This is a genomic window from Acidiphilium sp. PM, assembly GCF_000219295.1.
GTDB classification, from domain to species: Bacteria; Pseudomonadota; Alphaproteobacteria; order Acetobacterales; family Acetobacteraceae; genus Acidiphilium; species Acidiphilium multivorum.
On sequence record NZ_AFPR01000121.1, the window covers coordinates 21,889 to 34,225 of the forward strand.

Annotated in this window: 12 protein-coding genes; 6 read left to right on the plus strand and 6 right to left on the minus strand. The window is 65.3% G+C overall.

The features are described from left to right. Window positions 1-49: 49 nt before the first annotated feature. Complete coding sequence (locus APM_RS06250; protein WP_012040513.1) at window positions 50-388, minus strand: P-II family nitrogen regulator; 339 nt, start codon at window positions 386-388, stop codon at window positions 50-52. Between the two features lie 281 nt (window positions 389-669). Between APM_RS06250 and APM_RS06255 the strand changes: the two genes are divergently transcribed. The 3 genes from APM_RS06255 to APM_RS06265 are packed head-to-tail and all read left to right on the plus strand — an operon-like array spanning window position 670 to window position 3,495. Then, entirely contained in the window at window positions 670-1,845 is a 1,176-nt protein-coding gene (locus APM_RS06255; protein ID WP_007422509.1) for an aminotransferase, read from the plus strand. A gap of 37 nt (window positions 1,846-1,882) precedes the next feature. After that, the gene (locus APM_RS06260) at window positions 1,883-2,737 is read left to right on the plus strand and encodes a carbon-nitrogen hydrolase family protein (protein ID WP_007422510.1); all 855 of its coding nucleotides are present in this window, start codon (window positions 1,883-1,885) and stop codon (window positions 2,735-2,737) included. After that, the gene (locus APM_RS06265) at window positions 2,734-3,495 is read left to right on the plus strand and encodes an NAD kinase (RefSeq protein WP_007422511.1); all 762 of its coding nucleotides are present in this window, start codon (window positions 2,734-2,736) and stop codon (window positions 3,493-3,495) included. Before APM_RS06260 ends, APM_RS06265 begins: the two co-directional genes overlap by 4 nt. A gap of 508 nt (window positions 3,496-4,003) precedes the next feature. On the opposite strand, the gene APM_RS06270 is transcribed toward APM_RS06265, so the two are convergent. Both APM_RS06270 and APM_RS06275 read right to left on the minus strand, forming a co-directional pair. After that, complete coding sequence (locus tag APM_RS06270; RefSeq protein WP_007422512.1) at window positions 4,004-4,531, minus strand: GrpB family protein; 528 nt, start codon at window positions 4,529-4,531, stop codon at window positions 4,004-4,006. Between the two features lie 21 nt (window positions 4,532-4,552). Further along, a complete protein-coding gene (locus APM_RS06275; RefSeq protein WP_007422513.1) occupies window positions 4,553-5,536 on the minus strand; it encodes a malate dehydrogenase in 984 nt (327 codons plus the stop codon). A gap of 96 nt (window positions 5,537-5,632) precedes the next feature. On the opposite strand from APM_RS06275, the gene APM_RS06280 reads away from it, so the two are divergent. Then, entirely contained in the window at window positions 5,633-6,220 is a 588-nt protein-coding gene (locus tag APM_RS06280) for a regulatory protein RecX (protein ID WP_007422514.1), read from the plus strand. Between the two features lie 48 nt (window positions 6,221-6,268). Then, window positions 6,269-6,574: a hypothetical protein gene (locus tag APM_RS06285; protein WP_007422515.1), complete on the plus strand. Its 306-nt coding sequence runs from the start codon at window positions 6,269-6,271 to the stop codon at window positions 6,572-6,574. Between the two features lie 38 nt (window positions 6,575-6,612). Here APM_RS06285 and APM_RS06290 read toward each other — a convergent pair whose 3' ends face one another. The 3 genes from APM_RS06290 to tssH form a co-directional block, all read right to left on the minus strand. Continuing rightward, on the minus strand, window positions 6,613-7,554 hold the full coding sequence (locus tag APM_RS06290) for a LysR family transcriptional regulator (RefSeq protein ID WP_007422516.1): 942 nt from the start codon (window positions 7,552-7,554) through the stop codon (window positions 6,613-6,615). A 797-nt stretch (window positions 7,555-8,351) separates the two neighbouring features. Next, complete coding sequence (locus APM_RS06295) at window positions 8,352-8,837, minus strand: type VI secretion system tube protein Hcp (protein ID WP_007422517.1); 486 nt, start codon at window positions 8,835-8,837, stop codon at window positions 8,352-8,354. A 29-nt stretch (window positions 8,838-8,866) separates the two neighbouring features. Further along, window positions 8,867-11,515 carry a type VI secretion system ATPase TssH gene (tssH, locus tag APM_RS06300; RefSeq protein WP_007422518.1) on the minus strand — a complete coding sequence of 883 codons (2,649 nt, stop codon included), beginning with the start codon at window positions 11,513-11,515 and terminating at the stop codon, window positions 8,867-8,869. 153 nt (window positions 11,516-11,668) lie between these two features. Between tssH and APM_RS06305 the strand changes: the two genes are divergently transcribed. After that, window positions 11,669-12,337: ImpA family type VI secretion system protein (locus APM_RS06305; protein ID WP_007422519.1), on the plus strand; the 669-nt coding region annotated here is incomplete at its 3' end.

Sequence of the window (12,337 nt, forward strand, 5' to 3'; positions counted from 1 at the left end):
GCCCCATGCGGTTCCGCTCTCGTTGGGTTTGAAGGAAGGTTTGAAAGAGTCAGATCGCCGCTTCGCCCTTTTCGCCGGTGCGGATGCGGATGACTTCCTCGATCGTCGAGACGAAAATCTTGCCGTCACCGATGCGGCCCGTGCGCGCGGCATTGGTGATGGCCTCGATCGCGCGTTCGGCAACGGCATCCTCGCAGATCACCTCGATCTTCACCTTCGGCAGGAAATCCACAACATATTCGGCACCGCGATAGAGTTCGGTGTGGCCCTTCTGCCGCCCGAATCCCTTCGCCTCCATCACCGTGATGCCCTGAAGCCCGACCTCGTGCAAGGCTTCCTTGACCTCGTCCAGCTTGAACGGCTTGATGATCGCTTCGATTTTCTTCATCCGGTTCACGCCCGATCCGAGACGGGCACCCTCCTTGTTGCGGTTTATCCCGGCGAGCAGATGCGCGCACCGGCCATCCCGGCCGGCACGAAATTTTGATGCATGCACCGTGCCAATATCGCCTGGCCATTGCTGCACGCGCATTGCCTACCGGGGCGGCAGAAGTCGTGCCTAAGGAAACAGCAATTACTGCCCACGAATCAAGCCCGGTCCGCTAAACCCCTTGCCCTTCCGCCCGGCGTCGCGATAGTGCGGAGGCCCAGTCGTACGGAGTGAGACGCGTGAAGTTGCCCAACCAGCTGCTCGACAATATCGGCACGACCATCTTCACCATCATGTCCGCGCTCGCGGTCGAGCATGGGGCGATCAATCTCGGCCAGGGATTTCCCGATACTGATGGCCCGGCAGACGTGATCGAGGCCGCTGCCGCGGCGCTGCGTGACGGGCGCAACCAGTATCCGCCGCTGACCGGCGTGGCCGAACTGCGCGAAGCGGTGGCGGCGGCGAACAGGCGTTTCTATGGAATCGAGGCCGATCCGGCCCGCGAGGTGGTGGTGACCTCCGGCGCGACCGAAGCGATTACCGCAAGCCTGCTCGCCCTGCTCGATCCCGGTGATGAGGTCGTGCTGATCGAACCGCTCTACGATACCTATCTGCCGGTGGTGCAACTGGTGGGGGCGACGGCCAGGCTCGTGCGGCTCAACCCGCCGGACTGGGCGCTGCCGCGGGCCGAACTGGCGGCCGCGTTCGGGCCGAAGACAAAGCTGCTGCTGCTCAATTCGCCGATGAACCCGACGGGCAAGGTATTCACTCGCGAAGAGCTCGGCTTCATCGCCGACCTTCTCGTCAAGCATGACTGCTATGCGGTTTGCGACGAAGTTTACGAGCATCTCGTTTTCGACGGACTGCAACATATCCCGCTGATGAGCCTGCCCGGCCTGCGCGAGCGCTGCGTGCGCATCGGCAGCGCCGGCAAGACGTTCAGCCTGACGGGCTGGAAGATTGGCTATGTCACCGCGCCGGCGCGGCTGGCGGGGGTGATCGCGCGGGCGCACCAGAACCTTACCTTCACCACGCCGCCCAACCTGCAGCGCGCGGTGGCGGTGGGGCTCGCCAAGGACGATGCCTATTTCGCCTCGCTCGCGTCCGATCTCGCGGCGAAGCGCGACCGGCTTTCGGAAGGATTGCGGCGGATCGGCTTCGGCGTGCTTCCGAGCCACGGCTCCTATTTCGTCACGGCCGATTTCGCGCCGCTCGGTTTCAACGGCGACGATGCCGATTTCTGCCGGCACATCACCGAACACGCGAAGGTGGCTGCCATTCCGGTTTCCGCGTTCTATCCGGGCGAGGCGCCACGGCATTACGCGCGGTTCGCCTTCTGCAAGCGCGAGGCGGTGCTGGATGAGGCCGTGGAACGGCTCGCGGCCCATTTTGCGGCACGACGGGCGGCCGAATAGCGCGCTTGCCTGCGCTCGGCACCTGGCGCACGATAGGGTGATGCAGGACGATACGCTTCGCCTCTCCGTCATCCAGATGACGCCGGGCGCCGACAAGGGCGCCAATATCGCCCAGGCGCGAGGGCTGATCGACGCGGCCGTTGCCGCCGACCGGCCTGGCCTCGTGTCGTTGCCGGAGGTCTGGAGTTGCCTTGGTGGCGACCGGGCGGCCAAGACAGAGGCCGCCGAGGTGCTTCCCGCGGCGGGATCGGGCGAGACGGGCGGCGACGCCTATGAATTCCTGCGCGAGACCGCCAGGCGTCACCGCATTCATGTCCATGGCGGTTCGATTGGCGAGCAGGGTGGCGACCGGCTTTACAACACGACCCTTGTATTCGACCCGGACGGGCGGGAAATCGCGCGTTACCGCAAGATTCACCTGTTCGACATCACGACGCCGGACGGGCAGGGCTATCGGGAGAGCGCGACCTATGGTGCCGGTGATGCGGTGGTCACATGCCGCATCGGCGGGCTCACCGTCGGCCTGTCGATCTGTTACGATATGCGCTTTCCTGAACTTTATCTCGCCCTGCGCCGTGCTGGGGCGGATCTGATCATGGTGCCGGCGGCTTTCACCTTGCAGACCGGCAAGGATCACTGGGACGTTCTGCTCCGTGCCCGCGCCATCGAGACCCAGTGCTGGATCGCGGCGGCGGCCTGCGTCGGCCCCCATCGCGACGGCCGCGGCGAGACACGGTTCACCTATGGCAACTCGCTGATCGCCGATCCTTGGGGCAGCATCGTCGCCCGCGTTTCCGACGGACCCGGTTTCGCCACCGCGCGGATCGATCCCGCCCGGGGTGCGAAAGTGCGGCGCGACATGCCGGTTCTCGAACACCGCAAGCTCGCTTGACCCGTATTCATTTCACCGCAGCCTCGACCGAACAGGCCCAGGACGCGCGGGAGCGGCTGGTCGCGTTATACGGCGATTCCGGCCCTGAGGCGGCCGAAGTGGTCGTGGCGCTTGGCGGGGACGGGCTGATGCTCGAGACCATTCACCGGATGATCGACCGCGAACTGCCGGTCTATGGCATGAATTGCGGCTCGGTCGGCTTCCTGATGAACGATTTCGCCGAGGCCGACCTGCCGGCGCGCATTGCGCGCGCGCAGAGCAACGACATCCATCCGTTGCGGATGCATGCCGTGACCTCGACCGGCGCCGTCGAGGAAGCGCTCGCCTTCAACGAGGTGAGCCTGCTGCGCCAGTTGCGCCAGGCGGCGAAGATCCGGATCTCGATCGATGGCAGGGTGCGCCTCGCGGAACTGATCTGCGATGGCGTGCTGGTCTCTACCCCGGCGGGTTCGACCGCCTATAATCTTTCCGCCCACGGGCCGATCGTGCCGCTCACCGCCAATCTGCTGCCGCTCACACCGATTTCGGCCTTCCGGCCGCGCCGGTGGCGAGGGGCGCTGCTGCCGTCGAACAGCGAGATCCTGTTCGAGATTCTCGAATCGGAAAAGCGGCCGGTGGCTGCCGTGGCCGACTTCACCGAGGTGCGGCGGGTCATATCAGTGGCGGCGAGCGAGGATCGCTCTGTCTGCGCAAGGATCCTCTCCGATCCGGATCGGGCCCTGTCGGAACGGATCATCCGCGAACAATTCACCGTCTGATCGTCGGGTCCCGGGCCGAGGGAACCAGCGTGCCGAGTTCACGCGAATTGGGGCACCCCTCGTGCAGCATTCGCCATGATCGGTGTCGGCTATGGCGAAATCAAGGCAGTAATTGGACAATGGTGTCAAATTGATAGGCTTTATCGTAATCAAATTTTAAGTAGAACTAAAAGGCGGTCAGTCATACCTCATCTCGGCAGGCAAGTTATTGTTGTATTGCCGAAAGGAGAATTCCATGCCGCTTTACGGAAAGAGGATTCTGTTCATGCGTAATCCAGGCTGCCGGCTTGTGGCCATTGCAGGTCTTGCCGCCGCAGGGGTAACGCTGGCCGGCTGCGGCGGTCCACCTCCGGTTCGGTCCACGACCACGACCACCGAACAGACCACGACAGCACCGCCATCGCCGATGGCGCCGCCCGGCGCGGCGACGACCACGACAATAAGGCGGTCCGTTACGACGACTCATGAATGACCGCCTCACGCGGCGGCACGGCCGTCGCGCCGGCGCTCAACGGCTGACGTTGATTCGTGCCCGCTGCATGGCGGCCTGGATGTGTTCGGACTTCGCGGCGGTGTAGCCGTTCCGGTCGTCGCGGAAGCGGATCGCAAGATCGCGCTTCAGAGTTTCGTAGGCGACGCGCTCGGCGGCATCCGCGCGCAGCAGGTCACGGAAGACGAGGGTATCCCACATGGCGCCATCGAGGAGAGCCATGTGCAGGTGGTGTGTTCGCCGAACGGCGGCGGGCGGCAGACCCTTGATGAACATGATCCGGTCGGTGAAGGGATTGCCGGTCCAGATCGTGTAACCGTGGGGTGCGAGCAGGGGAGACGCGATGGTCCTCGCCTCTTCGACATCCCGAACGCCGGCGAGGATGTCGATGACTGGTTTCGCGGCGATACCGGGCACCGCGGTGCTGCCGATATGCTCCATGCGCACGATGAATCCGGGAGGCAGCACCCTTTTCAGCAGTCGGGCCTCGGTCTCGAACATGCCGGGCCAGGCCGGATCGTATTCGGCCATTTCGACATGATCCATGCGCCGAGGCCCGGCGGTGGTTCAGGCCAGGAGGTGCGCGATCGCCTCGCGTTCTTCCTTGAGTTCGTTCAGCGTGATGTCGAGCCTGGACTGTGCGAACGCGTCGATCGCGAGGTTCGGCACCCGGGTAACGACACCTCCCTGGGTGGTCACGGGCACGCCGAACATGATGCCTTCGGGGATGCCATAGCTGCCGTCGGAGGGAATCGCCATCGAGACCCAGCGGCCATCCGAACCGACCACCCAGTCGCGCACCTGGTCGATGGCGGCATTCGCGGCGGACGCGGCCGAGGACGCGCCGCGGGCTTCAATCACCGCGGCGCCGCGCTTGCCGACGGTGGGAATGAAGACGTCGCGGTTCCAGGCCTCGTCGTTGATGGCTTCGGCGAGCTTGCGGCCGCCGGCTTCAGCGAAGCGGTAGTCCGGATACATGGTTGGGGAATGGTTGCCCCATACGATCAGCTTGCCGACATCACCGACATTGACGCCCGCCTTGGCCGCGAGCATCGAGGCGGCGCGGTTGTGGTCGAGCCGGATCATCGCCGAGAAGCAGTCCGGCGAAAGGTCAGGCGCGGATTTCATCGCGATATAGGCATTGGTGTTGGCCGGATTGCCGACGACCAGCACGCGGGCGGAGCGCTTCGCAACCTCGTTGAGGGCGCGGCCCTGAACCGTGAAGATCTCGGCGTTGGCGCCGAGCAGGTCCTTGCGCTCCATGCCCTTGCCGCGCGGGCGGGCACCGACCAGGAAGCCGATGTCGATATCCTTGAAGGCGACCTTCGGATCATCGGTCGCGACCATGCCGGCGAGCAGGGGGAAGGCGCAGTCTTCCAGCTCCATCATGACGCCGCCGAGCGCGCCCTGCATCTGCGGCAGGTCGAGAAGGTGGAGGATCACCGGCTGATCGGGGCCGAGCAGCGCGCCGCTGGCGATGCGGAAGACGAGCGCGTAGGCGATCTGCCCTGCTGCGCCGGTGACAGCGATGCGGACGGGGGACTTGGCCATTGATTCACTCCTTGCTGTTGCGCCGCACTATCTCCCGCTGGTGCCCCTGGTCAAGCAGGCTTCCGGTCTGACCGTGCTGCATGGCAGGATGGGGCCATGCAGCGCCACGCCCGCAAGGCCGAAAAATCACTTCCGAAGCCGCCGGATGAGGCGGCATTGCGTGAAACTGCGCTGGCCCATCTTGCGCGGTTCGCGGCGACCGAGGCCGGTCTTGCCCGGGTGCTTTCCCGGCGGATCGACCGCTGGGCGAGGGTAGCGGGAGAGGCGGGACTCGCGCCGGAGATTATCGATTCCGCGTTGCGCGCGGCCCGTGAAGCGGTGCCTCGCGTGGTGGCGGCGATGCGCGGTGCGGGAGCGGTGGATGACGCGGCCTTCGCCGAGTCCCGCGCGCGACGGCTGATCCGGCAGGGCAAATCGCGGCGGGCGACGCTTGCCCATCTTGCCGGCAAGGGAGTTGATGCCGCTCTGGCGGCACGCCTGCTGCCGGCTGATCCGGCGAGCGATCTCGCCGCCGCCTGTGCCTATCTGCGCCGCCGCCGTCTGCCGCCCTTTGGGCCGGGCGGCAGGGACCGTGCTCTTGCTTCCCTCGCGCGCGGCGGCTTCTCCCGCGACGTTGCCGAACGCGCGCTCGATCTTGAACAAGCCCACGCGGAAGCATTGGTTGAGGCGCTGCGCCGCGGCTGAAGGTTACGCCGAGGGGCGCAATTCATCCGGTCGAATTATGAAAGAAATGTGAAAATCAGCATGGCTGATTTGGGCTGGCTGCGCCATATCGCACTGCAGCATGGGCGTGCACCAAGCCGCCTGCCTTCGTCGTTTGCCAGTATTCGGAGTTTGATCGTGCAGAAACTGATTGCCGTCGCATCCTTTGCGGTTGCGCTGCTGGCCGGCTTCGGGTCCGCGTTCGGCGGGGTTCGTCTGGCAAGGGCGTTGCCTGCGTTGCCGGGTCAGCCATCGCTGGCCCTGACCACGACCTACGGGCCGGTTGAGCCCGTTCTCATGCATTCGGCCCGGCGGCAGGGTGTGGTCGGCCACTGAATGCGACTATCCGTGCCCGATGGGCAGGCCGCGACCCATCAGTCGAAAATAGGTGCCTGAGGCACCCCGGCGAGACCGGATGTGGACTGCAGGAACGGTGTGTGCTCGAATTCCTCGCGCAGGAAATCGAGGATGGCGCGGGTGCGTGCCGGCACATAGCGGCGTGACGGCAGAATTGCATGGATTTTCACCTGCATCGGCACGAAGGCGTCGAGGACGGTAATGAGCCGGCCGGCGGCGACATCGTCGATCGTGGTCAGGCGCGGCAGCAGTGCGATTCCAAGACCGGCGCGCGCGGCGCGGCGCACCGCCTCGCTCGAGTCGACATGGAACCGTCCCTGCACATTCACGCTTTCCTCGACCCCATCGCGCGCGAAACGCCATTCCCGGTCAGCCCCCGGCCGGGTGTAGACGATGCATTCGTGCTTCAGCAGATCCCGCGGGGTTTCCGGTGCGCCGCGCGCGGCGACATAGGCGGGCGAGGCGACAAGAACCGAGGTTGCCGTGCCGAGAACCCGGGTGATCACGCTGGCTTGGGTCGCTTCGGCGATGGAGATCACCAGATCGAGTCCTTCCTCGATCAGGTCGAATGCCCCGTCGCGCATCTTCAGGTCGAGCGAGATTTCCGGGTGCCGGGCGAAGAATTCGGGTAGGCGGGCGGCGAGGTAGAGGCCAACGGCGGTGGGCACGCCGAGGCGGACCTGCCCGGTCGGGGTCTTGCGCGCGCTGCCCACACTGGCATTCGCCGCGTCCATGGCGTCCACGACCGCCTTCGCATGTTCGAGATAGGTCTGTCCGTCCTCGGTCAGTGACAGCCGGCGCGTTGTCCGCTGGATCAGCCGGACACCGAGTTGGTCCTCCAGAGCGGCGATCTGCCTGGAGATTACCGGTTGCGACGTGTTGAAGTCCCGGGCCACGGCCGAAAACGACCCCCGCTCGGCAACCCGGATGAAAGTGTTGATCAGGGAAAGCTGGTCCATCGCCGGGGCCTCTGCTCGAATCAGTACTATTTTTGTATGAGATAAAGTCCGGCGCAGGAATAACCACTTGCGACTGACATGAATATTTACATCACGTCATGGAAGCCCCTCGTTTTCCGCGTTTCGCCGCCCTGGCGCTCGATCGCCCAATCGATGCCGCCTTCGCATTACGCATGGAGCTCGCGGCCTGCTGGCTCTCTATGTGGCATCGCGCTCGATTCCGACACGCACCGCTGGGCCGCCCGGACGGTCCTGGCGGTCAGTAATCCCGTTGCTCGATAATGCCTTCGTCAACGGCCTGCCACATGGCCGGCACGGGCATGATCGCCAGCATGCAGGGCAAGATTTGAGATCATGCCCATGCCGGCAATGCGGCGATGAGTGTGCCTGATGCGGCGGAGACGGGTGGCCGCCTATTTTTGAGGAAACCGGGCTCAGAAGCATCCGCCGCGGGGTGCCGGTGCGCGTCGCACTATGGCCGGACCCGGCCAGGTTCCACACGGGTACTCGAGGCGATCGGTCCGGGAATCGCGGTCACCGATTCGCGGGGCACGGGGGCTGCCGCTCGCCGATCCAATGTATTCGTGGGTGCGACTTTCGCTGCGCATTCCGGTCCATATCGCGTTGGACCGCATTCCGCCGGGCAGATTTCTTGCGGCGGGTATGATCGCCACGGTGACAGTCGGGAAGAAGGACGGCGCGGCGAAAAACCTGCCCGTCAGGCAATCGGAACAGGGCCGATTCCATTTGGCAACAACCGCTGCCCGGCGTTTGCAGGCCGGGCAGCGGCAAGCGGTTCAGCTCATGACCATCGTGCCGAGGTTGAAGTTCACCACGCTCTGCGGGCCGGCCGTGCCGTCATCCTTCATCGGATTGTTGGTGAAGGAGATCTGCGAGTAGTTCAGCGACAGCGATTCCATCGGCTTGCCGTCGGAACCCGCGGACATCGAGAGGCCGGAGAGGATGACATCCTTCATGCTGACCTTCATGAATTGCTGGGCGCCCGAGCCGCCCGTGCCGGTGCGGGTGAAGACGATATCGACTTCTTGCACGTTGCCGCTCAGCGCTTCCTTCAGCAGGTCGCCGCTCGCGACGTCGTATTCCTTGGTGATGGTGATTTCTGACAGGCTCGGCAGGCTTGCCTCGCGGCCCTGCTTGCTGCCCGACTGCATCGAGACGCCGCGGCCGACACCCCACTGGAAAGACCCCAGTTCGATGTAATTCTCGAAACCCTGGGTCGTGACGTCGCCGTTGATAGAGCCGTATTTCATGTAGATAGCCATTGGTCCTGCTCCTGGTGCTGGGTTGGTCGTTAAGCCTGATTGATGGTGTAGCGGAACATCCCGTCTTCGGATGTGCCCACCGTCACGCGGGAAATCATCTCGCCTTCGGCAAGCCTGGCCAGAACCTCGGCCGAGAGTTCGGGCAGCAGCGTGCGGGAGAGGATGTTTTCCACGTTGCGCGCGCCCGAGGCCGATTCCTTGCAGCGTGCGGCAATGGTTTCGACGAGCGCGGGCTCGTAGGTGAATTCGGCCTTGTAGCCCTCGCGCACGCGCTTCGCGATCTTGTTGAGCTGGAGCACCACGATCTGGCGGATCACCTCGTCGGAGAGCGGGAAATAGGGGACGATGGTGACGCGGCCGAGAAAGGCGGGCTTGAAATATTTCAGCAGCTCCGGCCGCAGCGCCTCGGCGAGGGCGGCGGCGTCCGGCGCGGTTTCGGGATCGGCGAAGAGTTTCTCGATCAGGTCGGTGCCGGCATTCGACGTCATGATGATGATGGTGTTCTTGAAGTCGATGTCGCGGCCTTCGCCGTCCTTCATGTTGCCCTTGTCGAACACCTGGAAGAAGACGTCCTGCACGCCGGGATGGGCCTTTTCCATCTCGTCGAGCAGCACCACCGAATAGGGGCGCCGGCGCACCGCCTCGGTCAGCACGCCGCCCTCGCCATAGCCGACATAGCCGGGCGGGCTGCCCATCAGCAGGCTGACCTTATGTTCTTCCTTGAACTCGGTCATGTTGATGGTGGTCATGTTCTGCTCGCCGCCATAGAGCAGGTTGGCGAGGGTAAGCGCCGTTTCGGTCTTGCCGGTGCCGGAGGTGCCGACCATCATGAAGACGCCGATCGGCTTGCGCGGGTCGGTGAGTTTCGCGCGCGAGGTGCGGATCGCCTGGGCGACCGCCTCGAGCGCATGGGGCTGGCCGACGATGCGCTGCTCCATCGCCTCCTTCAGCTTCAGCACCGTGTTGATCTCGTCGGACTGCATGCGCCCGGCGGGAATGCCGGTCCAGCTCTCGACGATCTCGGCGACGGCCTGGCCGTCGACCACCGGGAAGATCAGCGGGTTCTCGCCCTGCGAGGCCTTCAGCGCCGCGGTCTTTTCGGCGAGGCTGGCGCGCAGCGCGTCCTTGTCCTCCGCGTTCGCGTCGTCTTCCAGCCGGGTGCGCAGCTCGGCGATGTCGCCGGCGAGCTGCTTCTCGGTCGCGAAGCGGGCCTCGAGCTCGGCGAGTTCGGCGACCAGCCGCGCACGCTCCTCGATCAGTTCGGCCTCGCGGGCGGCGTGATCGCCGCCGCTGGCCATCTCACGGCGGAGGATGCCGGTTTCGGTGTCGATCAGGTCGATCCGGCGGCGGCGATCCTCGATCGGGGCGGGTTCGGTCGCCTGGCTCATGCCAACGCGGGCGCAGGCCGTGTCGATCAGCGAGATCGCCTTGTCCGGCAGCTGGCGTGAGGGAATATAACGCGCCGACAGCCTGACGGCCTCGCTCACCGCCTCGTCGAGGATGCGGACCTTGTGGTGCTTCTCGAGCGTGCCGACGAGGCCGCGGATCATCGCGGTGGCCATCGCCTCGGACGGCTCCTCGACCTTGACCACCTGGAAGCGGCGGGTCAGCGCGGCATCGCGCTCGAAATATTTCTTGTATTCGGCCCAGGTCGTCGCCGCGATGGTGCGCAGCTCGCCGCGGGCGAGGGCGGGCTTGAGCAGGTTTGCCGCGTCGTTCTGGCCGGCCTGGCCGCCGGCGCCGATCAGCGTGTGCGCCTCGTCGATGAACAGGATGATCGGCTTCGGCGAGGCCTTCACCTCGTCGATCACCGATTTCAGCCGGTTCTCGAACTCGCCCTTCATGCCCGCCCCGGCCTGGAGCAGCGCCATGTCGAGCGTGCGCAGCGTGACGTTCTTCAGCGCCTCCGGCACGTCGCCCTGGGCGATCTTCAGCGCGATGCCCTCGACCACCGCGGTCTTGCCCACACCTGCCTCGCCGGTGAAGATCGGGTTGTTCTGCCGGCGGCGGGTGAGGATGTCGATCGCCTGGCGGATTTCGAAGTCGCGGCCGAGGATCGGGTCGATCCGGCCGGCGCGCGCGCGGGCGGTCAGATCTTCGGTGAACTGGTCCAGCGCCGCCGAGCCGCCGGGACGGGGCGTGCCGTCATCGGTGCCGCCCGTGGCCGGCGCGCCATCGGTCGCGCGGGTCGCGGTCTGCGCCTCGATGGAATTGGCGGTGATGGCGTTGAAGTCGCGCTTCAGTGCGTCCGGCTGGATTTTTGCGAAATGGCTGGAGGCCTCGCGGGCGTGGCGGGCTAGGGTCTCGTCGGCCAGCAGGGCCCAAAGCAGGTGACCCGAGCGCGTGCGGCTCAGCCCGTGTTCGACCGATGCCAGCAGCCAGGCCTGTTTCGCGAGCTCGACGACTTCCGGTGACAGGGCCGGGGCGCGGGCGTTGCCGGTCTTCATCCGGTCGAGCGCGCGGTTGAGATCGATCAAGAAACGACCGATATCGATCTCGTAATGTCGAAGAATAAGCGGAATGTCGGTGTCGGTGCCACCGGCGAGCTTGAGCAGCCAATGTTCGATTTCGACGTTGTAATGGCTTCGCGACAGCGTTAGGCCGGCTGCGGCCTCGAGGCTGCGGCGGCAGTGGTCGTCGAGGCGGGCGATCAGAGATTTGAGATCGATAGCAGCCATGACGCTCCCCGGCATTGTTCGGCACGGCAGGCCGTTGTTTGTGAATATAATCGAATATTTCCCAATCGTATGGTGTATCTGCTGTTGTGTCCAGTTGGGTAAGGGTGCATGTCATCGATTGTATGACCTTTGTCACAGTGGAGCCCCGCGGTCATGATTCTCGACATCGACGCCTTGCTTGCCCCGATTGAAGGGGATTCGCCGGTCGGGCAGGACTTGCGTGCCGACTACACCGCGGGCTCGATTTACTATCGCTTGCGCGATGCGCGCTCGGACGCGCGCGCCGCCGAGCGCGCGGCGGATTCGGATCCGACGCTCGAGGCCGACGCGGGACAGCATTGGCGCAGCGTGCTGCAACTGGCGCAAACCGCGCTCGGCAAGTCGCACGACCTGGAGGTTGCCGCCTGGATGACCGAGGCGATGGTGCGCGAGAACGGGCTTGCCGGTCTTGCCGAGGGGGCTCGGCTGATGGCGGGCCTTGTCCATGGGTTCTGGGAGGCGCTTTACCCGTTGCCCGACGAGGACGGCATGGAAACGCGCGTCGCGCCCGTGGCCGGCCTGAACGGGACGGGAAGCGATGGCACGCTGATCCAGCCGCTGCGCAAGCTGACGCTGTTCAACGCCGCTGACGGGTCGCCGGTGCCCGTCTTCTTGTATCTCCAGGCGGAGGAGACGGCAGGGCTTGGCGACGAGAAACGCAAGGCGGCGCGGATCGCCGCTGGCGTGCCGGCCTTCGCACAGCTGGAGACACAGGCGCGGGTGGCGGGTACGGGCCATTTCACCGCGCTCGCGCGCGGCGCGGCGGCAGCACTCGAGGCCTGG